Source organism: Acinetobacter sp. NIPH 2100, from assembly GCF_000369805.1.
Taxonomy (GTDB): domain Bacteria; phylum Pseudomonadota; class Gammaproteobacteria; order Pseudomonadales; family Moraxellaceae; genus Acinetobacter.
This window is the reverse complement of sequence record NZ_KB850224.1, coordinates 1,855,657-1,876,732: the sequence shown is the minus strand read 5'-3', so window position 1 is coordinate 1,876,732 and position 21,076 is coordinate 1,855,657. Positions and strand designations below refer to the sequence as shown.

Genomic DNA, 21,076 nt, shown 5'->3' with positions numbered 1-21,076 from the left:
TAAATTATTTGTGTGGCTTAATACTTTTATTATGGCTCGATCGGTTTAAATGGAGCAACAACATCTGCATTTTGTGCGCGATGTCTTAAAAAGTGATCCATTAACACAATCGCCAACATTGCTTCTGCAATGGGTGTGGCACGTACACCCACACAAGGGTCATGACGACCTTTGGTCAATACATCCGCATTTTCCCGCTCGATGGTAATGGTTTTCCCTGGCGTGGTAATACTTGCAGTTGGTTTCAACGCAATTGCAACACGAATGGTTTGACCGCTTGAGATTCCACCCAAGATACCACCAGCATGATTTGCAAGGAATCCATCTGTCGTCAGTTCATCACGAGTCTCATGACCAAACTGCCCAGCAACCGCAAAACCATCACCAATCTCAACGCCTTTGACCGCATTGATGCTCATCATGGCATGGGCAATATCTGCATCTAAACGATCAAATACAGGTTCACCCCAACCCACAGGTACTTTTTCAGCAACGATTTCAAGTTTTGCACCACAACTGGTTCCTTGCTCGCGTAAAGCAGTTACAAGTTGCTCAAAACGCGGAACTGCATCAACATCACCACAGAAAAAAGGATTATTCGGCACTTCAGCCCAATCCAGTTTTTCAGCAACTTCATTGCCAATTTGTGTGACATGTCCACGAATATCAATAGCAAATTTTTCAGCAAGATATTTCTTGGCAATCGCACCCGCAGCAACACGCATCGCCGTTTCACGCGCACTAGAGCGACCACCGCCACGATAGTCACGGAAGCCGTATTTCTGTGTATAGGTATAATCAGCATGGCCAGGACGGAAGGTTTGTGCGATATTGCCGTAGTCTTTTGATTTTTGATCAGTATTACGAATCAATAAACCAATCGATGTTCCAGTGGTTTTGCCTTCAAAAACACCAGAAATGATCTCGACTTGATCAGGCTCTTTACGCTGTGTGGCAAACTTTGATGTTCCCGGTTTACGGCGATCTAAATCTTTTTGCAGATCGGCTTCACAAAGCTCAAGACCAGGCGGCACGCCATCGACAATCGCCATCAAGCCTGCACCATGTGATTCGCCACAGGTCGTTACTCGAAAGAGTTGCCCAATACTATTCCCTGCCATGCTTTAACCCCTTAGTTTTGAACTGATTGCTGAAATACTTCTTTATAGCGACGGCATTGTTCAGCAGTTAAAGCAAAAATACCAGAACCGCCTTTTTGGAAGGTTAACCAATGGAAGTCAACCGTGTTGAAGTTCTGACGCATTGCCCACTCAGAATTACCCACTTCAATCACAATCAAACCATCTTCAGTTAAATAATCAGCAGCTTGAGCTAACATTTTACGGACCAGATCCAAACCATCTTGACCCGCTGCCAAAGCAAGCTCAGGCTCATGCAGGAATTCTTCTGGTAAATCTGCCATATCTTCAGCATCCACATAAGGTGGATTACTTACGATCAAATCATATTGATTTTCAGCAGGAATTTTTGAGAATAGATCAGATTCAAGCAATGCCACTTGATACTGCTTATCATGATGTTCTGTATTAATTGAAGCCACTTCCAATGCTTCTTTCGAAATATCAGTCGCATCGACTTCTGAATCAGGGTACGCATAAGCTAAAGCAATCGCAATACAGCCTGAACCCGTACACATATCCAAGATACGTTGCGGTGTTTTCGGATTTTTGCTTTCTGGTAAGTTGTTTAATGCTTCCAACATCTGACCATTTTCATTTAAGCAGTATGGTGCAAAGCGTTGTTCAATCAACTCAGCAATCGGTGAACGCGGAATCAAGACACGCTCATCGACATAAAATGGTTTATTGAAGAAATATGCAAGATTCAACAAGTATGACGTTGGAATTCGATCATTGATACGACGTTCCAAAAGACTTAAAAATTCAGCTTTTTCACTTGGTAATAGCTTCGAATCTAAGATTTCTGCATCAGCTTTCCATTCAAGTGAAAGTGTTTGCAAAACAAGTGCAGAGCTTTCTGCAAAATAATCTTGAGTACCTTGACCTAAGTGCGCGTCGTATTGACGGAGTGCGGTTACACCAAAACGGATAAAATCTCGAATGGTTACTAAATTTTCAGCCGCTTCTTGTATATGTTCAGGGCTGATTGTAGGTCGCTCCACTTAGGCGTCTCCAAAAGTGCTAATTGCAAAACGCTTTATTCTAACGGGATTAAGGTCGATTTAACAATAAAAAAACCGCCTCTCTAGCAGAAGCGGTCTTTTAATTTCAAATATCAGGTAAAAAACTTATAAGCCTAATTTTTCAGCCACATAATCCGAGTCTTTATCACCACGACCAGAGAGATTAACCACAATCTTGATGTTCTTATCCATTTTAGGCGCTTCACGCAAAGCCCAAGCAACCGCATGTGAACTTTCTAGCGCAGGTACAATGCCTTCTACACGTGAAAGTGTCATAAAGGCATCCAAGCATTCTTGATCAGTTGCTGTTTCATACTGCACGCGACCCAACTCTTTAAGGAAGCTATGCTGTGGTCCGACACCCGGATAATCCAACCCAGAAGCAATAGAATGCACTGGTAAAGGTTCACCTTTGTCATCTTCAAGAACATAACAGGCCATACCATGAATTTGACCCGGTTTGCCTAAAGTTAAAGTCGCTGAGTGTTTATCTGTATCTAGGCCATGACCCGCAGGCTCGACACCCACCAATTTAACTTCGGGCAGATTTAAAAATGCGGTAAATGCACCAATCGCATTCGATCCACCACCGACACAAGCCACCACATAATCTGGATTCTGTCCAAAACGCTCATTGGATTGAGCTTTGATTTCATTGCCAATAATTGACTGAAAATCTCGAACCATTTTCGGGAAAGGATGTGGACCGACGACCGAACCGATCGCATAGATATAGTTTTTCGGATCTTTTAAATATTCTTCAAAAGCGCTATCCACCGCATCTTTCAAAGTCGCTGTGCCTTGTGTCACTGAAACCAGTTTTGCACCCAAGATTTTCATCTTCACGACATTAGGATGTTCTTTCTCTATATCCACTTGTCCCATATGAATTTCACACGGAATACCAACCAGAGCACATGCTGTGGCTAAAGCGACACCATGCTGACCTGCACCCGTCTCAGCAATCACTTTGCTTTTGCCCATGTATTTGGCAAGCAAGGCTTCACCCAAACAATGGTTGATCTTATGTGCACCAGTATGGTTTAAATCTTCACGTTTCAGATAAATCTGCGCGCCACCAAGTTGTTCTGACAAACGCTTGGCATGGAATAATGGACTTGGTCGACCCACATAGTTTTTGAATAGGTCGTTTAACTCATCTTTAAATTCAGGCGTATGACGAATCTCTTCATAGGCCGCATTAATTTCATCCATTGCTTCTTTTAAATGCGGTGGGATGAACTGACCGCCAAAACTGCCAAAGAAACCGGCTTCATTCGGCAAAGCAACGCCATTAATTTGATGTTCCATATATTTTCCTGTTCTTATAAAGTCTTTATATAAAATTTAACGTGATAAATAGCGGGTCATGTCCTCAAGACCTTTTAAAGTCATTGGAAACATATGATCTTCAAAAATTTCTTTAATCCAGTTAATGGTTTGAGTGTAATGCCAATAGCCTTCCGTTTCAGGATTGAGCCAAGCCGTTTTATCAAAATGCTGACGTAAACGTCTGAGCCAAACTTCCCCAGATTCTTCATTCATATATTCAACCGAACCACCCGCAGACTTTAACTCATATGGCGCCATGCTGGCATCACCCACCACGATGACACGATAATCACGTCCATAAGTATGGAACAGATCCCACGTATTCATACGTGTTGAGCTACGGCGATGGTTATCTTTCCAGACATAGTCATACAGACAGTTATGGAAATAGAAATATTCGAGAGTTTTAAATTCTGATTTGGCTGCGCTGAATAGCTTTTCGCATTCCGCAATATACGCATCCATTGAACCGCCAATATCAAACAGTATCAAAACTTTGATACGGTTACGACGCTCAGGGACTAACTGTACATCTAAGATACCTTGCTTTGCCGTTTCGCGAATGGTGCCATCGACATCCAGCTCTTCAGCTGCACCTTGGCGAGCAAACTTACGCAAACGACGTAAAGCAATTTGCATCTGACGTGTTCCCAACACTTGATCATCATCAAGATTTTGGTATTTACGTTGTTCCCAAACTTTTACCGCTGAACGTTTACGTCCTGGCCCACCAATGCGGACACCTTCTGGATGATCACCAAAAGCACCAAATGGTGAGGTTCCCCCAGTGCCAACCATGCGATTGCCACCCTGATGCTTTTTATGCTGTTCACGTAAACGCTCTTCCAACATTTTCATCAGTTCTTCGAGAGAACCCGCTTTTTGCAATTCTGCACGTTGCTCAGGCGTAAGATGCTTCTCTAACAGTTCAAGATCGAACCAGTCTTGAGGTAACTTTTGCACTTGTCGAAGTAACTCATCCAAGTCAAAAGTTTCAATACCATCAAAATAATCTTTCATGGCCCGATCGAATTTATCAAAGAAGCGTTCATCTTTGACTAAAACCGTTTTAGCCAATTGATAGAACTCGTCCTGATCTGCAAACACAAGACCCGAAGCTACCGCCTGATTAAGATCAATGAGTTCACGTGTTGTTACAGGTACGCCATATTTGCGTAAGGTGTAAAACAGTCGCACAAACATTTTTAAACACTCTTAGCGGCGTGACATAAAGGCTAAACGTTCAAGCAATTGCACATCTTGTTCATTTTTAATCAAGGCACCATACAATGGTGGAATCGCTTTAGATTTATCGTGGTTACGCAAGACATCTTCAGGCATATCATCTGCCATCAATAAACTTAACCAGTCAATCAATTCAGAAGTTGATGGTGGTTTCTTCAAATTCGGAATTTCACGTAATTTAAAGAATACCTGTAAAGCTTCACTCACCAACGTTGTTGAAATATTCGGGAAATGAACTGCGATGATTTCACGCATGGTTGCATCATCAGGGAATTCAATATAATGGAAGAAACAACGGCGCAAGAATGCGTCTGGAAGCTCTTTCTCATTATTTGAAGTAATAATCACGATCGGGCGTTGTGTTGCGGTAATGGTCTCGCCTGTCTCATAAACATAAAATGACATTTTGTCGAGTTCGTGTAATAAGTCATTCGGGAACTCAATATCCGCTTTGTCAATTTCATCAATCAACAATACACAACGCTCTTCACTGGTAAATGCTTCCCACAATTTACCTGGCTTAATATAGTTTTTAATGTCGTAGACACGATCATCACCTAACTGGCTATCACGCAAACGCGAAACCGCATCATATTCGTACAAACCTTGCTGAGCTTTGGTTGTCGATTTGATATGCCACGTAATCAACTTTAAACCCAGACTTTCAGCCACTTGCTCGGCAAGCAAGGTTTTACCTGTACCCGGCTCACCTTTAACTAAAAGTGGCTTTTGTAAGGCACGTGCAGCTTTCACTGCAAGTCTTAAGCTATCGGTCGCAATATATTGATCTGTACCAGTAAAGTGTTGTGTATCAGCAGACATTTAAAAAACCTTATTTTTCTATATTTAACATCGTATCTAAACTGAACGTGCAGTTTTATTTGCAGTGTATTTTGACCAGCAGAAACCGATCAGCAACCCCAAACCAATGACAAACAGAATCAATGATAAGTTTGACCAGATTAAGACATGCTCTTTGGTTAGAACACCAAAAAGTAAGCCAAAAATTGCTGGTGCTAAGGCCGAGTTTGGACCTTCAGAAATTGTTGGTGTTGCAAGAACGGCAAAGGCCACAATCCATAGGATTCCACCAATTGGATTCGGTAGGCGTGACATCAAGCGATACCAACACCACAATGCAATTAGCGTCCCTGTAACATAAACAATGATCGCAACATTCTCTTCAGGAAACTGATCCAGTACTGAAAGAATGTTTGACCAAATTGCTGTTAAAGTTTCAAGCACCGCGCAAGCCCTCTGGTTCTACCGCATTCGGATTGATCAACCCTTCTGGCGGCATTTGAATAAAGAAGCCTTTGGTATTTAATGAATCTAAAACATGTAGAACATTAGCACGTGCAAGTTTACGTTCATTATGAAGTTCTAAATGCATCACAAAGGTCGCTTTGCCAAATGCTTGTAAAACTGTTTCTGGAACACCTTCAAATGGGCTTTCTTGTTCCTTGTCATCAGGATAATTTGGACGAGCAATATACATATACATTTCATCTTTTTTGCTCGATCTATAAATATCGCAGTGCATGTTTACTCACATCTATTAACAATCAAAGACAGCATACATGAAAATAAAAATGGATACATTAAGGATTGTTAACGCTAGAGTCGTCTTTTTAACGCTGCATAACCGAAGCAACTTTCGGTTATAAAATCAAAATGTCATAATCCAGCGATAAAACTCTTGCGAAAACTTATATGCCACAAAATAAATATGACGATCCACACTTTTTTACTGAATATTCAAAAATGCCTCGCTCAATCCATGGGCTAAATGCCGCGGGTGAGTGGTCAGTATTTAAAACCCATATGCCAGCGTTAAAGGACAAAAAAGTTTTGGACTTAGGTTGTGGCTATGGCTGGCATTGCCAGTTTGCTGCTGAAAAAGGCGCTGGTTCAGTGATCGGGATTGATTTATCCTCCAAAATGCTTGAAAAGGCACGTCGACTAACATCAGCCAAAAACGTAGATTATCAACACACCGCGATTGAAAACTTTGCAGCTGATACAGCCAGTTTTGACGTCATAATCAGTTCTCTCGCCTTGCATTACATCCAATATCTCGAACCTGTCTTTGAAAATTCGGCACGATTACTGGTTCCGCAAGGTGAGCTGTATTATTCCGTAGAGCATCCGATATTCACTGCACGCGCACAGCAAGACTGGATCTATGCTGCAGACCAACAACCTATCTATTGGCCTGTCGATCATTATTTCGAAGAAGGTAAAAGAGAAACCCATTTTTTGGATGCGAATGTGGTGAAATATCACCGAACTATCGAAACTCACGTGATGGCACTAATTAAGGCAGGATTTGAGATCACCGCACTGATTGAGCCAACACCACCTCCCGAAATGATTAAAGAAATGGGCTGGGAAAATGAACTCAGACGTCCAATGATGTTAATCATTAAGGCAAAAAAAAAGAGCTAATTGTTTAGCTCTTTTTAATATTTTAACGTGCAATCTTCATTTGACTGGCTAAATACTCAATATCTTCTCGCAACAGTGCAATCAATGGCTGAGTGAGAAGCTCATAACGCCAACCCATTAAATAATTAGGTAATGATTGTTCATCCAAATGAAATACCACATGCTCATAGATGGCATTCATCCATTTTTTGCGCAGCAACACTTCTTTGGGTATCCCCGTTTTCAGCACTACACTTTCAATCAAAGCATCAATTTTCGGTGCAATTTCCTTGGAATTACTCTTCACAGGTCGTGCCATACGCAATGGCCACTCATCCTCAGGCGGTAAAAATTTGAGTAAATCCAAAATGGTTTTGCCATGCTCACGAACAATATGTGGACGGATATCTTTAATCCGAGCCAGCTGAAAATTATTACGCGGATTCTTTTCTACCAAATCAATCATCGTGGAGTTTCTAAGAATAAAACTACGCGGCTGATTCAATGCCTTGGTAATTTGCTCTCGCCAAATACTCAATTGCTGTAGTTGCATCAACTCACGGCGTGAATGACGGTAATTGCCAATATCGGTATACAGTTCTGCCAGTGGGGTTTCCATTGCAATCTCTTTCGTGAGATTCTGGCAATCCTCCAACACGTATTGATACAGCCCCTTCACTTTCAGATCATTTTTCAATGTGTCTGCAAGTTTGGTTAAGTAGATGACATCATTTGCTGCATAACACATCTGCTCTTGTGTCAATGGTCGAGCTAACCAGTCTGAACGCGTTTGATCTTTTTCAATCTCAATATTCAAACACGTCTTCAGTGCATTTTGATAACTGACTTGTAAACCATGCCCTAGAAATGCCAATGCGACTTGCGTATCAAATACATTGGCTAACGGTTTTTGATCTGCGTAGTGGTAAATCAAATCAATGTCTTCACCACATGCATGGAAAATGTTCTGCTGTGCAGCAAAAATCTTTGGCCAAAACTCGGTAAAATCCAAGCTTGCACCATCAAGTAATACAATATGACCGTTTAAATTGATTTGGCAGACACCAAGTTTGGGATATAAGGTATCGACCTTAATAAACTCAGTATCAAGTGCATAAGTGGAACATTGTTCCATCTGGCTGAGGAGAACAGCTAAATCGTTTTGCTGTTGGATAAACTGAAACATGTTTGCTCAAATAAAAAGAATATAGAACCCTGTGCAATAGAACGGTCTAATACCAGTCCTTGCTCAACTGAAATCAAATACAAAAAATTAATTGGTATTCCACATACACAACATGAAATCACTCCTCTTCCATTTATCAAAAAACGAAAATCCTTTTCGCTCGCTCATAGTGCCACAAAACATCTCAAATAGATCTACGATAATGTTAGACAAAATGTAAAATTTAATTATTTGTTTAAATTAACAGCATGAATTTAATATAAATATAAAAAAATGCGAATGAAGCCTATTATTTCATTCGCATACGGTTGTGTACAGCTTGGCTAAGCGTATGACTATCTACATACTCCAGCTCACCACCTTGTGGTACGCCTTGAGCAATTCGGGTCATATGAATCGGTAAATGTTTGGTCGCTTCAACTAGATAATGTGCTGTGGCTTGTCCTTCTACAGTCGCATTGGTCGCCAAAATGACTTCTTGAATCTGCCCTGCGCTTAAACGCTGAATCAGATAAGGAATCCCAATTTCCTCAGGACCAATACCATCTAGCGGTGACAAATGCCCACCTAGAACATGATACTTGCCACGGAAGCTACCACTCTGCTCAATTGCCATCACATCTGCGGGTGACTCAACCACACATAACAATTGTTCATCGCGTTCTGCAGAAGCACAAATATCACAGATTTCATTTTCGGTTAAGGAATGGCAAATATGACATTCATGGATATGGCTAGACGCTTCATGTAAAGCATGCGAGAGCGCAAATGCACCTTCACGGTTTTTCATTAACAAATGTAATGCCATACGTTGTGCTGATTTGGGACCAACACTTGGTAAAATACGCAATGCTTGAACTAATTGTTCAAATCTTTCACTAAACACAAATTAACTCGATCATTGATAAAAAAGACACCCCAAGTGCTCAATCTGAAAACTTAGGGTGTTTTGAATTAGAATAAACCAGACAGACCCGGTGGTAAGCCCATACCTGTATTTGCGCCTTGTAACTTTTCTTCAGAAATAATTTCAACTTGACGTGCAGCATCATTCATCGCAGCGGCAATCAAATCTTCAATCATATCTGCTTCGTCTTGTAACAACTCAGGGCTAATTTCGATACGCTTAACCACATTACGGCACGTCATCGTCACTTTAACTAAACCACCGCCTGCTTCCGCATGAACTTCAGTCTTTGCAAGCTCTTCTTTGGCTTTTTTAAGATTTGATTCCATATCTTTTTGCATGCGCTGAGCTTGCTGCATGAGCATATTAATGTTCATAAGTTTCTCTCGTTAAATTAAATCTAAACCGCGTGATATGTCGCGAATAATATCATCAATGTCTTCTAAACCAACAGACACACGAATCAAGCCTTCTTCAATTCCTGCAGCTTGTTTAGCTTCAGCCGACATTCTACCATGCGAGGTGGTTGCTGGATGTGTAATTGTTGACTTAACATCACCTAGATTACTGGTAATCGACAAGAAACGTGTACTATCAATCACTGTCCACGCACCTTCACGTTCACCCTTCACCACAAAAGATACAACCCCACCAAAACCTTTTTGCTGTTTTTTCGCCAGCTCATGTCCTGGATGATCAGCTAAACCTGCGTAATAAACTTTTTCAACTTTTTCATGTTGATGTAACCATTCAGCAAGTTTTTGCGCACTTTCACAATGTGCCTTCATACGAATGCTGAGTGTTTCCAAGCCTTTCAAGAAGATCCATGCATTAAATGGACTCATTGAGTTGCCCAAAGTACGGATCACACCATTTACTTCTTCGAGCAGATCATTTTTCCCAACCACCGCACCACCAAGCGCACGGCCTTGCCCATCGATATACTTGGTTGCTGAATAAAGCACTAAATCAGCACCAAACTTAATCGGTTGTTGTAATACAGGCGTACAGAAACAGTTATCCACTGCGAATAAAGCACCATTGGCATGTGCAATATCGGCAATCGCCTGCATATCACCCACTTGTGCCAAAGGATTAGACGGCGTTTCAATAAATAAGATACGAGTATTTGGACGGATCGCCTGTTTCCAGCCCTCAAGATCGTCTAGATCAACAAAGGTCACTTCAACCGCAAATTTCGCTACATATTTTTCAAATAAAGCAATGATTGAACCAAATACTGCACGAGAACAAATCACATGGTCGCCAGCTTTTAGATACGCCATACACATCGCATGTACCGCAGCCATGCCTGAACTGGTAGCAACTGCACGCTCTGCGCCATCCAGCACGGCTAAACGTTTTTCAAATGCCTGAACCGTTGGATTGGTATAACGTGAATAGGTATTTCCTGCGATTTGGCCTGAAAATTTTGCAGCGGCATCAGCAGCACTTTCACATACAAATGATGACGTTAAAAAAATCGGCTCACTATGCTCACCTTCAGATGTACGATCATGCCCTGTGCGAATTGCCAGTGTTTCTAATTGGTATTCTAAATCATCGCTTGGATTCATCGTTTTGTATGCCTTATGATCATAATGTGGAAATATGCCAATATTTTGAGCGTCTAAGGTATTTAAGGTCAAGGCATAAGATGAAATTATCGCTTAGACTTCGTGCAATCTTGACTCATGATGAGACATTCTAAGATGAAATCGCTTGTGGAACAGCAAAAAATAAATTTTAAACATCTGGCTATGCGTGTATTCGATGCAGACAAACTGGTTTTGTCCCAATCAACACCATATCAAGTGATTGCGCAATTCCAACAAACTCGTGTGCGTTTCTACGCATCTGAAAATAAACGCTATAAAGAACCCTTGGTTTTTGTCGCGCCATTGGCAATCAATATGGATATCTATGATTTATATCCTTATCGCTCATTGATCAAATACTTTCAGGAAAGCGGTTTTGATGTTTATCTGATCGATTGGGGCAAACTCACCTATAAAAATTATCAAATTAACTTTCTATCTTTTATTGATAAATTTATTCCAAAATGTATTGAAGCCATTCAGCAACATTCCAAATCTGAAAAAATTTCGCTGCATGGTTGGAGTATGGCTGGTATTTTTGTCACGCTTTATACCGCACGCCATCAGCCAAGTGTTGTCAAAAATCTGGTAGTGTTAGGCAGCCCAATCGACAGCTATGCTTCGGGTTATATTGGCAAACTCTATAAAACTTTGGCGTATCTCACGACCCGCAACCCAACCATTAAAAACTATATCTATAATCGTTTACCAAAGCTGATGATCCATTCTCCGGGTTTTCTAAATTCGCTTGGATTCAAGTTGTTAGATCCAAAAGGCTGGATTGATGGCAATATCCAATTATTAAAAAACTTGGATAATCTGAAGCTGGTACAAGAAGATGCAACCTTAAGCCACTTCTTGAATAACATGATTGATTATCCAGGCGGTGTGAATCAAGACATGCTGTTTAATGTCTGGCTGCAAAATCCATTAAAAAATGGTGTCATCCAGCTCAAGAATAAAACCATTGAATTAAAAAAGATCAATTGCTCACTCTTGGTAGGCGCAGGTAAAGGTGATCAATTGGTGACGGCAGAATCAGCATTTCCGCTAACCCAGTTGACAAGCAGTCAAGATGTCACGTTTACTCTTATCCCTGGCGGGCACTTAGGTTTAATGTCTAGTCAAAACAGTTCAATTGAGTTCTGGCCAACACTGGCGACATGGTTAGCCGAACGATCGACGCAAATAAAAAGGTAAAGTATGACTCAATCTGTTGCATTTATTGGTTTAGGCGCTATGGGCTATCGTATGGCAGCGCATCTTCCTAAATATTTCGAAAACGTTTATGTCTGGAATCGAAATTTTAGTAAAGCAGAACAACATGCAGCAGAATATGGCACCACGGCGGTTGAGCTTGCTCAAGCAGTCCAAGCCGACATTATCTTTTCTTGTTTGCCGACCAGCGATGACGTTGCAGCATTAATCGAAGGTGTGGAAATTAAATCTGGTTCGATCTGGATTGACTGTACCAGTGGCGTGCCAGAAACTGCACGCCGTTTGGCTGAAAAATTGAAAGTACAAAATGTAGACTTTCTGGATGCACCTGTCAGTGGGCAAACCATTGGTGCTGAAAATGCAACCTTAACCTTCATGGTTGGCGGTGATGTAAATGCATTTGAAAACGCTTACCCTGCAATGGCCGCTGTGGGTAAATTGATTCAACATGTCGGGGAATCTGGCGCAGGTTTTGCAGTAAAAGCGATCAATAATATGTTACTTGCTGTGAATTTATGGTCTGTTGCAGAAGGTTTTAGTACTTTAAAAGCACATGGTGTTAATCTAGATGCAGCACTGAACTGTATTAATGCTTCTAGTGGCAAGAGCCTTGTGACTGAAACCATTTTTCCACAACGCGTACTAAGTCGTGAATTTCCGGTAACTTTTGGTTTGCCATTACTCGCAAAAGATACAGGTATTGCGCTTGATTTAGTCAAGAATGCAAAACTTCCTGCGCCAATTCTGTCTTTAACTCAAAGTTTAATTCAAGCAGCAAGCTTAACGGCTGAACCAAATAGCGACTTCTCCGCAGCAGTTAAATTGTATGAATCGTGGAGTAAAATCACGCTGAAATAGGAGTTATTCTGTCTAGCACTTTATCTATAAAATATAAAAAACCGCTCTTTTGAGCGGTTTTTTATAGAGATCATTTTGATACTTTACCGTTAGCATCACCAAAATATCTTGTCTAATCAAAACTCATATTTCTTTTCCGATCTAACATAAAGTTTGAACTACACACTTATCGTGATTTAAAATTTTAAGCATGCGAAAAAAGCGAACTAGGACGTTAAGGATGACCGTTGAATTACATAGACAACTTAATGAAACCTGTGAAATAAAAGTATTAGTTGGATTAATAAATCACTTTTTAGATCATGCTAATTTTTTTGGAATTGAGCGACAAGAGTTACTATTACACAGTGGCCTTACAGAAAAACTATTGAGTGATTCAAATCAGTGTATCGCTCTTTATTACTTCGAAAAAATTGTGGCCTATACATATACTATCTGTAATGACCCATTAATTGCATTGTCTTTTTTCAAAAAAATGGACTCTACAGCCTATGGTGTGTTAGGACACTTAGTACCCTTATCTGCTACATTAAATAAAGCGATAGAAACCTTAAAAGAATTTCAGCCATTAATAGGATGTATTGGTGATATATCCCTGCAAGTTAAATCTGAGATTGCCTATTGGAAGTGGAAATGTAGATCGAGTGACCAAATATTCAGTCGCTGTGCAAATGAGTACAACTTATTGTGGTGGGTAAGCTTAATTCATTTGGTTAGAAATGAAGATTTCTCTGTACTTAAAGCAGTTCATTTCACCCATAGTTTACCAAAGCCCGAATTACAGAACTATTATGATGAATTCTTTGGTTGTCCTGTCCACTTTGATCAAAAAGAGACAGCTTTACTATTACTACCTAAATCTTTAAATATGCCTTTGAAAACTGGAAATGCGGGATTATATGACAGTGTACGGTTATTCGCTTCGAAATTACTAGAACAACAAAAAACTGAGCAAAATTTTATTCAACAAGTCAGGTCACAAATTTATTTACTACTCCATCATGATCGCCTATCTCGTGAAAATGTAGCGGAGCAATTAGGTGTCACTGTTCGTACCTTAAGTCGAAAATTAAAACTCGAACAAAGTTCTTATAGCGATGTGCTCGATAAAGTTCGATTTGAACTTGCTGTCAATTATTTAGAAAATTACCAGCATTCGATATTGTTCATTGCTAAAGCATTAGGTTTTTATACGAGTCATTCCTTTATTTCTTGGTTTAAATTACAAACAAATTTGACGCCAATCCAGTATCGTAAAAATTCGAATGCCAAAATTGTTGAAGTCTAAAACTTACTCATCATCGATCCAATGCTTGTTCATTTGTCCTATATCAGAAATAACGTGGCTCAGATGCGTTATTTTTCACTCATAAATTAATAATATTATGGAATAAGAGGCCATTTCAGCTAAATACTGGTTTAAAAATATTGGATGAGAAGCCCTCTTAGTTGTTGTGTTGAAGATTCCAAGAAAAACAAAAGAAACATAACGTAATTTTATAAGGATCTTTTACCTAAAAACATATCGATCTTGGTCTTCGGATCTAAAGGTAGCTTGGATTTAGGTAAATAAAAAGGAGTTAATATGAAAGCAAATCAAAAATACAAGCAATCGATCGGATTAATCTTGCTCGGCTTCTCAATTTCAGGTTGTGGAGGAAGCAATAGCAGCGTAGCAGAAATTTCTCCTGAAACAGGAAATTCATGCCCGACTATCATGGATGAAGCATCTTTTACTGATGCAAAAACTTTAGAAAAACTCGTACAAGTTGGTCCCGAGTTAGCCCAATTACGATCTACTGGTAGCCAAGCACACAAGCAACTGGTGGACTGGATTGAACTTGAGGCTAAGAAAATACCAAATATGCAAGTTCAATCAGACAGTTATGAAATACAACGTTGGCAACCATTACTAAGCGCTGAAAATGGTAAAGGACGCAGCTTATCTCGCTCAGGACAGCTTTCTGTTAATGGTAAAGAGATTCCGATTGCAGGAGCTGTTCCTTATTCACTTGGTACAGCACTCACAGGGAACACAGGTCAATTGGTTTTTCTAGCAAGCAATCAACCCATCACGGCTGAACACAAAGGTAAAATCATTGTTCGTGAAATTCCAACATCACAAGATCCTGTATATGCCAATATGGTTGCGCCGCCATATATATTTTTATTTCAGTTTGCAAAATATTTAAGCCAATCTCTGAATGAACTAAAAACACAAAGATATGACAAACCCTTTTTAGCTGGTGAGTTAATGAATAAAGATCTAATCAATGCTGGCAAGGTTGGTGCCGCTGGTATGATTCTTGGTTTTGATGTCCCTAGAGAACAAATACAAGATTACTTTGATCCGCATAATGGTTTGCATTATAAGCTTCCCGCTGTTTTTTTAGGGGGAGATGAACTTGCTGAGGTAAAAACATTAGCCTTAACAAATACTCAAGCTAAAATTATTGTTCAAGCTGAGCGAGATTCAACAACGACTCGAAATTTGATTGCAACACTACCTGGTCAAAGCAATGAAAAAATCGTCTTTGTTGCAAATACAGATGGTAATACTTGGGTACAAGAAAATGGCGTAAGCGGTATGCTTGCATTAGCACAATATTTTGCAAAATTACCATTAAAGTGTCGGCCTAAAACTTACGAATTTGCATTTAATACAGCTCACCTGCATATGTCTAAAGAAGGGACTTTTAGATATATGGAACAACTTAACCAAGAATATAAAGCAGGTAAAGTCAGCTTCGTTTTTGCTGTTGAGCACTTAGGAACACGTGAGATCATTGCTAAACCTAGACAAGATGGTGGGTTTGGTCGTACTTTAACTTTTTCAGGTAAAGCCGAACCACAAGCATGGTTCGTTCCAGAAGACCATGCTTTAATGCAAAAAGTCGCAATTGAAGCAGCACAAAGACGTAAGTTACCAGCGGTGATAATATCAACTGGGCAAGATGTACCAAATATTCAACGTTCACCCAAACAGTGTAATTTTGGTGGTATTGGAAATGCATCACATCAGAATTTAATCCCGACTATGGCTACAATTTCAGGTCCATGGTCACTTTGGGCGCCTTCATTTGGTCGGGATGCAGTTGATTTTAATCTGATGCGAGATCAGTTATTAGCTATCGGTGACTCAGTCCTAGCCTTACAAAACCATTCCAAATCTGAAATCGATGGGCCATATACTGCATGGAGAGCTGCGGGCGATCAAGGAAAGTTGATTTGTTCCCATTCGATTAATAATGGTGTAGAGGATGCTCCAGATGTTGTAAGTGAATAATCGACTAGATAATTATCTTTTATAGCTCTACAGTAAAATGTATAAAAACCGCTTTTTGAGCGGTTTTTTATATCAATATTCTGCTTATTTACATCAAATTAAGATTGTTAAAAATGCTTAATTTACTTAAAATTATTGATATTAAATTTTAATAATTCATAATATTTTTTGAGGGAATAATGGAATTTCTGCCTACTGAAGTAGACAACGAAAAAGTCTATGCAGGATTTTGGAAACGTTTAACTGCCGCTATTATTGATTCGTTAATATTGATTCCTTTTATGGTGATCGCACATCTCACTCAAAGTATATCCATTATTAGTTCAATGATAACGCTAATTACTTCAGCGATCTTATTCTCTGTTTATGTCATTTACTTTCACTATCGATTTGGCGCCACACCTGGAAAAATGGCTGTTAAGATAAAAATAACCTGCCCTAATGGAAGTAAAATTAGCCTGAAACAAGCTTTCATAAGATCTTCCGTTGACATAGGTTTCTCTCTTTTTGCGGTTATTGCTCAACTTATCGCATTGAAGCATGCTGATCCCGCAATTTACTTAGATGCGGGATTCACTGACCGAGCAAAGTATATTCTACCGTTATTTCCTGCTTGGTATAGTTTAGTCAGTGCATTGAGTCAACTTTGGTGGTGGAGTGAATTTATCGTTTTACTTTTTAATAAAAGAAAACGAGCTATTCATGACTTTATGGCGGGCACTGTAGTGATAAAAAAGCAGTATGAAAAAAAGAAAGTACCACTTCTCTTAACATTATAACTATTACTCAGTAATTTTTTAAATCTTAGATGACCCTTTATTCTTTTTAATTTCTGATTCATTTTTAATTTAAAGAGATATCTTGAATTAGAGTTATCTCTTGGACTTATATCTTTATGCGCAAACTTCCAGTACCAGAAAATCTTCCATATGATCTGACTACAATTTACTATCGACTTTTTGTGCAGCTTCCTCAAGGTGAATTAAAAGATCTTGTGAATTTAGAAGATGCTCTTAATCAAGTAAATGCAAGTGATGTTTATGCCTTGCAATATTATCCAGCTAATAATCTTTCAGCTTACACAGGTTGGTCCATTAACGCTGAGTCGACTCAAACTGCAAGTAAAAATCACCCTATATTAATCAACAACTTACACTACTTGGAAGGACAACTGTATCGATCAGTGAACCCATATAAACTGGATCTAAGCGGTAATAATCTACTCAGAATTCCTCAATATACGAAATTACCTGAATCTATTGATGCCATTATTCCAGAAGACGATGAGCGTTTAGATATTTCTGATTATGATAATAAAAAAATTATAGCGCCAATATCTTCGATGCAAGGCGTGATCCAGCAAGGAAGTATCATTAAACAAGGTGATCTGATCTTGGCTAAAAATGAGAAAATCTCACCAGAAAAATTGATTGCTCTAAGGCGCGCTGGAATTAAAGAACTAACAATTTATAGAAATCCACGAATTCTCGTTGTAAGCATGCATACTTTTGACGGTGAGCATACACTTTGTGAAGAAAGCTTGTACGTTAAAGACTTATTAAAAACGTGGGGCTATCACCACGTCGAGATAAAACTGCTTAAACCACAGCGTTATGATTCAGCATTTAATAGTCTTAAGAAGAATGGAGATCCTAATTTAGATGATACGTTAACAACCAATTGGGAGGATTATAATCAATTTTTTGAAGATCATATTCCTAATTTTGATGTGATGATTCTGTGCTCTCATAAGGACATTGGTGGTTCAGTATTTTCAATCGGTGGACTAACTGCCTTTGATCCAAGTAGTATAACCTCAAATTTCCAAACACGCTCTATCCCTGCGAATGAAATGAGCATCATTAGAAGTATGCCTAGAACCCCCCCTATACGTGAAACGGTTCAACTGTACGATGATCAGGGAAACCATAAAGGCTCAAAAGTCATCATCACAGAAGATAAGACGACGATCATCAATTTACCTGGTGATATGCAAGATATTGCCTTACTCATGCATTTCATGGTGAAGTATATTTTAAATAAGCATGACCCCGATTTTCTCAACAAAATATTTATAAAAGGTCATGCCAAACAAAAAATTGAAACTGACCAAAATAAAAAGAAATTATTATGGGGCAAATATCAACTACAAGATGATAGTCAATATTCATTAGAGGTCATTGAACAACAGCAACCCTATCAGGTAGAACCTTTTCTTACTGCAAATTGTATTGTGATTGTTCCGTTTGCAGAGCAGCCAATTCAATCAAATGAAGTGATCCATTTTATAAAGATTGATTAAGTGCAAATTGAATAATCAAAGTTGTGCCTTGTATAAAAAGCCATGAGCTTGTTAGCTACGGCTTTTTATTCTTTTTTGAATCTGGAAATTCAGCATGAGACATTTTTCTCTTACTAAATAAAACTAACCTCATTCACCGATGCACAAATGATAATTTCATCTCCAAGTGACCATTCCGCTGCTCTGGCCGCCATAGCAGCAGGTACACCTTCCGATCCTGGTCCTGCTGGCACATCATAAGTTGCATGCGCATCATAAGTTGCATGCGCATCATGTGCTAATAACACATTAAAACCAAGCTCCAAAGCTGCACGCGCAGTCGCAGCAACACACATTTCTGATAGAACACCACATATTATTAAAGACTTAACATGATGATCATTCAAGATATGTTGAAGTAATGTTCCCTTAAAACCATTATCTTCACTTTTTCGCACCACAAACTCATTTGGCTGTGGAGGAAAAAATAACTCCCAACCAAATTGATAAGGCTCATCTAAACAACCTAACTCTCCATCATTTTGTAGAAAGATGACAAGCGAATTAGCAGATCTTACTTTAGCGAGTAAAATATTGATTGACGCAATCAATTGCTGTGATGTAGGTACAGCTTCTGCACCTGATACAAAAGCATTTTGTACATCTACAACAATCAGTGCATCGACCATATTAAGCTGAGTCGAGATGACCTTCTCCTTAGAACCAAATGGTAATCAGATATCTAAGTTTTGATCATTTCGCATTCACATCAATTTTAAAAATCTTCCCATTACAAACCAAAACGGAATATATCTGCATATCAATTTCATAAACATATTCTGTCGCATCACAGGAGCGACGGCCTTCTTTATGAATGAAATATCTTGGGTAAGTTTTTCCCATTTTTCTGAGCAAATCACTTTCACTGTCCCCTACATTAACAAGCTCGTAGGAGGAGCGCATTGAATTTGTTTCTCTAGGCAATGTAGTTGTTGATATTAAAACTAAAATTATTCCAATAATGATGTATTTCATTTTATAAGCCATTTATTATTAGTATGTTTAATTTACCAAATGGTTTAAGTTAAGTCATTAAAATAAATCCTTTTACTTGCCTTTCTTTTAGAATTTATCGATCGCTTCATGCTCAGAAACGATTGGTAGTTTATTGGTATTTTCATGGTCTATGGATGCACAAGCTGTGATCCATAACCCCGATTTAATTGCGACTCATCATTTATTTATTAATACTAAAAAAATCACATAAATTAGCGAATAGTTACAGCGATATCTCATAACGAATATTTATAAGAATATAAAAAAACCTCCCGAAGGAGGTTTTATCAATTCTTAGCTAAATAAATTTAAACAGCTTCGACATATCGATAAATGCACCCATTTTTAGGGTTTTCAAAAAGTAAATCCATGTTAGGCAAAAGAATTTCACCTTCTACTTCAATATGTTCAATGCGTTTAAACAGTGGGATGTCTTGATCATTCACTGCTTTTACTTTAGCAGTTGCAATCTTTTCTGCCTCGAATTGATCCTTCACCTTAATTTTTATAGTCTTCATTAAAAACTCCAATTTTTTAAATTTTAAATACAACAGCAAAACGAAATTTAGAACGATGAAATTGCTGAATAAGCCAGCGGCATCGCAAAGAAAGTCAAAACAAATGCTGCTGAACGTTGTAAGTTACGTTGATTCAGCCAAGAAATTTTGTTGGAAATTAAAATAGATCCAAACGCGATCCATAAGAAAGCAATTGGGGTAATTAATGCTAGGAACGTCCCCATATGAACAACATATTCATGCAGGTTGAGCCAAGCAGTATGTGGAAAAATGGCTGAAGCGAATAATAAAGCTTTGGGATTTAGCAAGGTTGCTACAAATAAAGCTTTAGAGCTAATCGAAGGTTGGTTTAGATCTAATTCTTTAGTTGAAGTAATCCATAGTCTAATGGCCAAATAGATAATAAAAGTTGCACTAAGTAATTTAATTAGCGGTGGTAGCCAAGGCACATAGTGTGAAACAGACTCAAGTAAAAAGCCCCATGTTGTAATGGCAATAAAATAACCGATTACCTCCGCAGGGATCAATTTCAGTGAACGCTTAATACCTGTTTGGATTCCAGACGAAGCCAATAATGTATTCGTTGGACCTGGTGTTAGTAGGATCGTAATGATCAGACCAATAAACAGAAATGACACCATAGACAAATACCTCTGCTAAGTTTCGCAAACGCAATATGGCAAAATAGATCATCAGTTGTCGACAAAATGGTTGTAACGAAAAATATTTATTTTATTTTTTTATATTAAAAATCATAATCTTAAACCTATATAAATTTTAGATGTAAACTTAGCACACCATCAAAAACCTGTGACTAAAATCACATTTTATTAATAATTCCATATAGATAGCAACATTATAGTGCAGATAAAATTTGTATTGCCATTCAGAAGTCATAGATCAGATTTCGAGTGCATACGCCTTCCCTTTTTGGCAAATTATTACCAGTCAACTGCTTCATTTTTCAAGCTAATAGAGCTTTTATTAGGCAGTGATGATT

The 21,076-nt window shown here is 38.8% G+C and carries 22 protein-coding genes; 7 read left to right on the top strand and 15 right to left on the bottom strand.

Annotation, left to right across the window (positions count from 1 at the left end):
• Positions 1–29: 29 nt before the first annotated feature.
• The 7 genes from aroC to F887_RS09330 all read right to left on the bottom strand — a co-directional run bounded on the left by aroC (position 30) and on the right by F887_RS09330 (position 6,284).
• On the bottom strand, positions 30–1,121 hold the full coding sequence (aroC, locus tag F887_RS09300) for a chorismate synthase (RefSeq protein ID WP_005293998.1): 1,092 nt from the start codon (positions 1,119–1,121) through the stop codon (positions 30–32).
• A gap of 11 nt (positions 1,122–1,132) precedes the next feature.
• On the bottom strand, positions 1,133–2,143 hold the full coding sequence (gene prmB, locus F887_RS09305) for a 50S ribosomal protein L3 N(5)-glutamine methyltransferase (RefSeq protein WP_005152873.1): 1,011 nt from the start codon (positions 2,141–2,143) through the stop codon (positions 1,133–1,135).
• A 126-nt stretch (positions 2,144–2,269) separates the two neighbouring features.
• Entirely contained in the window at positions 2,270–3,475 is a 1,206-nt protein-coding gene (trpB, locus tag F887_RS09310) for a tryptophan synthase subunit beta (RefSeq protein ID WP_005293995.1), read from the bottom strand.
• 36 nt (positions 3,476–3,511) lie between these two features.
• Complete coding sequence (locus F887_RS09315) at positions 3,512–4,699, bottom strand: vWA domain-containing protein (protein ID WP_005293992.1); 1,188 nt, start codon at positions 4,697–4,699, stop codon at positions 3,512–3,514.
• Positions 4,700–4,711: 12 nt separating this feature from the next.
• Entirely contained in the window at positions 4,712–5,563 is an 852-nt protein-coding gene (locus F887_RS09320) for an AAA family ATPase (protein WP_005152864.1), read from the bottom strand.
• A gap of 36 nt (positions 5,564–5,599) precedes the next feature.
• Complete coding sequence (locus F887_RS09325; protein ID WP_005152862.1) at positions 5,600–5,986, bottom strand: hypothetical protein; 387 nt, start codon at positions 5,984–5,986, stop codon at positions 5,600–5,602.
• Positions 5,979–6,284, bottom strand: coding sequence for a YcgL domain-containing protein (locus F887_RS09330; protein ID WP_005152860.1), 306 nt, complete (start codon positions 6,282–6,284; stop codon positions 5,979–5,981). The genes F887_RS09325 and F887_RS09330 overlap by 8 nt, the downstream gene beginning before the upstream one ends.
• 170 nt (positions 6,285–6,454) lie before the next feature.
• On the opposite strand from F887_RS09330, the gene F887_RS09335 reads away from it, so the two are divergent.
• Positions 6,455–7,189, top strand: a complete 735-nt coding sequence (locus F887_RS09335; protein ID WP_005293988.1) for a class I SAM-dependent methyltransferase — start codon at positions 6,455–6,457, stop codon at positions 7,187–7,189.
• Between the two features lie 22 nt (positions 7,190–7,211).
• Here F887_RS09335 and F887_RS09340 read toward each other — a convergent pair whose 3' ends face one another.
• The 4 genes from F887_RS09340 to F887_RS09355 form a co-directional block, all read right to left on the bottom strand.
• Positions 7,212–8,354 (bottom strand): ribonuclease D, encoded by a 1,143-nt coding sequence (locus F887_RS09340; protein WP_005293985.1) that lies wholly within the window; start codon positions 8,352–8,354, stop codon positions 7,212–7,214.
• A 289-nt stretch (positions 8,355–8,643) separates the two neighbouring features.
• Positions 8,644–9,240 (bottom strand): recombination mediator RecR, encoded by a 597-nt coding sequence (recR, locus tag F887_RS09345; RefSeq protein WP_005188637.1) that lies wholly within the window; start codon positions 9,238–9,240, stop codon positions 8,644–8,646.
• 68 nt (positions 9,241–9,308) lie between these two features.
• On the bottom strand, positions 9,309–9,638 hold the full coding sequence (locus tag F887_RS09350; protein ID WP_005293980.1) for a YbaB/EbfC family nucleoid-associated protein: 330 nt from the start codon (positions 9,636–9,638) through the stop codon (positions 9,309–9,311).
• Positions 9,639–9,650: 12 nt separating this feature from the next.
• Positions 9,651–10,838: an O-succinylhomoserine sulfhydrylase gene (locus tag F887_RS09355; protein ID WP_005293977.1), complete on the bottom strand. Its 1,188-nt coding sequence runs from the start codon at positions 10,836–10,838 to the stop codon at positions 9,651–9,653.
• A 135-nt stretch (positions 10,839–10,973) separates the two neighbouring features.
• Here F887_RS09355 and F887_RS09360 point away from each other — a divergent pair, with 135 nt between their 5' ends.
• The 6 genes from F887_RS09360 to F887_RS09385 all read left to right on the top strand — a co-directional run bounded on the left by F887_RS09360 (position 10,974) and on the right by F887_RS09385 (position 18,523).
• Positions 10,974–12,059, top strand: coding sequence for an alpha/beta fold hydrolase (locus F887_RS09360; protein ID WP_005293975.1), 1,086 nt, complete (start codon positions 10,974–10,976; stop codon positions 12,057–12,059).
• 3 nt (positions 12,060–12,062) lie between these two features.
• Complete coding sequence (locus F887_RS09365) at positions 12,063–12,935, top strand: NAD(P)-dependent oxidoreductase (RefSeq protein ID WP_005293972.1); 873 nt, start codon at positions 12,063–12,065, stop codon at positions 12,933–12,935.
• 220 nt (positions 12,936–13,155) lie between these two features.
• Positions 13,156–14,223, top strand: a complete 1,068-nt coding sequence (locus F887_RS09370; protein ID WP_005293970.1) for an AraC family transcriptional regulator — start codon at positions 13,156–13,158, stop codon at positions 14,221–14,223.
• 297 nt (positions 14,224–14,520) lie between these two features.
• A complete protein-coding gene (locus tag F887_RS09375) occupies positions 14,521–16,221 on the top strand; it encodes a hypothetical protein (protein WP_005293969.1) in 1,701 nt (566 codons plus the stop codon).
• 179 nt (positions 16,222–16,400) lie between these two features.
• On the top strand, positions 16,401–17,000 hold the full coding sequence (locus tag F887_RS09380) for an RDD family protein (RefSeq protein ID WP_005293966.1): 600 nt from the start codon (positions 16,401–16,403) through the stop codon (positions 16,998–17,000).
• A 116-nt stretch (positions 17,001–17,116) separates the two neighbouring features.
• Positions 17,117–18,523, top strand: a complete 1,407-nt coding sequence (locus F887_RS09385) for a molybdopterin-binding domain-containing protein (RefSeq protein WP_005293964.1) — start codon at positions 17,117–17,119, stop codon at positions 18,521–18,523.
• Positions 18,524–18,636: 113 nt separating this feature from the next.
• Here F887_RS09385 and F887_RS09390 read toward each other — a convergent pair whose 3' ends face one another.
• From F887_RS09390 to F887_RS09405, 4 genes are all read right to left on the bottom strand, one after another.
• On the bottom strand, positions 18,637–19,191 hold the full coding sequence (locus F887_RS09390) for an isochorismatase family protein (RefSeq protein ID WP_005293959.1): 555 nt from the start codon (positions 19,189–19,191) through the stop codon (positions 18,637–18,639).
• 64 nt (positions 19,192–19,255) lie between these two features.
• Positions 19,256–19,537 (bottom strand): hypothetical protein, encoded by a 282-nt coding sequence (locus F887_RS09395; RefSeq protein ID WP_171067397.1) that lies wholly within the window; start codon positions 19,535–19,537, stop codon positions 19,256–19,258.
• Positions 19,538–19,866: 329 nt separating this feature from the next.
• The gene (locus tag F887_RS09400) at positions 19,867–20,076 is read right to left on the bottom strand and encodes a hypothetical protein (protein WP_005293953.1); all 210 of its coding nucleotides are present in this window, start codon (positions 20,074–20,076) and stop codon (positions 19,867–19,869) included.
• A gap of 47 nt (positions 20,077–20,123) precedes the next feature.
• Complete coding sequence (locus F887_RS09405; RefSeq protein WP_005293949.1) at positions 20,124–20,717, bottom strand: LysE family translocator; 594 nt, start codon at positions 20,715–20,717, stop codon at positions 20,124–20,126.
• Positions 20,718–21,076: the final 359 nt, after the last annotated feature.

What these genes read in the sequence shown, in the direction of transcription:
- F887_RS09395 (WP_171067397.1), bottom strand. Translation starts at nt 19,537, where the DNA reads ATGAAATACATCATTATTGGAATAATTTTAGTTTTAATATCAACAACT.
- F887_RS09315 (WP_005293992.1), bottom strand. Translation starts at nt 4,699, where the DNA reads ATGTTTGTGCGACTGTTTTACACCTTACGCAAATATGGCGTACCTGTA.
- trpB (WP_005293995.1), bottom strand. Translation starts at nt 3,475, where the DNA reads ATGGAACATCAAATTAATGGCGTTGCTTTGCCGAATGAAGCCGGTTTC.
- F887_RS09320 (WP_005152864.1), bottom strand. Translation starts at nt 5,563, where the DNA reads ATGTCTGCTGATACACAACACTTTACTGGTACAGATCAATATATTGCG.
- F887_RS09335 (WP_005293988.1), top strand. Translation starts at nt 6,455, where the DNA reads ATGCCACAAAATAAATATGACGATCCACACTTTTTTACTGAATATTCA.
- F887_RS09405 (WP_005293949.1), bottom strand. Translation starts at nt 20,717, where the DNA reads ATGGTGTCATTTCTGTTTATTGGTCTGATCATTACGATCCTACTAACA.
- F887_RS09380 (WP_005293966.1), top strand. Translation starts at nt 16,401, where the DNA reads ATGGAATTTCTGCCTACTGAAGTAGACAACGAAAAAGTCTATGCAGGA.
- F887_RS09370 (WP_005293970.1), top strand. Translation starts at nt 13,156, where the DNA reads ATGACCGTTGAATTACATAGACAACTTAATGAAACCTGTGAAATAAAA.
- F887_RS09365 (WP_005293972.1), top strand. Translation starts at nt 12,063, where the DNA reads ATGACTCAATCTGTTGCATTTATTGGTTTAGGCGCTATGGGCTATCGT.
- F887_RS09400 (WP_005293953.1), bottom strand. Translation starts at nt 20,076, where the DNA reads ATGAAGACTATAAAAATTAAGGTGAAGGATCAATTCGAGGCAGAAAAG.
- F887_RS09360 (WP_005293975.1), top strand. Translation starts at nt 10,974, where the DNA reads ATGAAATCGCTTGTGGAACAGCAAAAAATAAATTTTAAACATCTGGCT.
- F887_RS09330 (WP_005152860.1), bottom strand. Translation starts at nt 6,284, where the DNA reads ATGCACTGCGATATTTATAGATCGAGCAAAAAAGATGAAATGTATATG.
- F887_RS09340 (WP_005293985.1), bottom strand. Translation starts at nt 8,354, where the DNA reads ATGTTTCAGTTTATCCAACAGCAAAACGATTTAGCTGTTCTCCTCAGC.
- F887_RS09390 (WP_005293959.1), bottom strand. Translation starts at nt 19,191, where the DNA reads ATGGTCGATGCACTGATTGTTGTAGATGTACAAAATGCTTTTGTATCA.
- F887_RS09375 (WP_005293969.1), top strand. Translation starts at nt 14,521, where the DNA reads ATGAAAGCAAATCAAAAATACAAGCAATCGATCGGATTAATCTTGCTC.
- aroC (WP_005293998.1), bottom strand. Translation starts at nt 1,121, where the DNA reads ATGGCAGGGAATAGTATTGGGCAACTCTTTCGAGTAACGACCTGTGGC.
- F887_RS09385 (WP_005293964.1), top strand. Translation starts at nt 17,117, where the DNA reads ATGCGCAAACTTCCAGTACCAGAAAATCTTCCATATGATCTGACTACA.
- F887_RS09355 (WP_005293977.1), bottom strand. Translation starts at nt 10,838, where the DNA reads ATGAATCCAAGCGATGATTTAGAATACCAATTAGAAACACTGGCAATT.
- F887_RS09350 (WP_005293980.1), bottom strand. Translation starts at nt 9,638, where the DNA reads ATGAACATTAATATGCTCATGCAGCAAGCTCAGCGCATGCAAAAAGAT.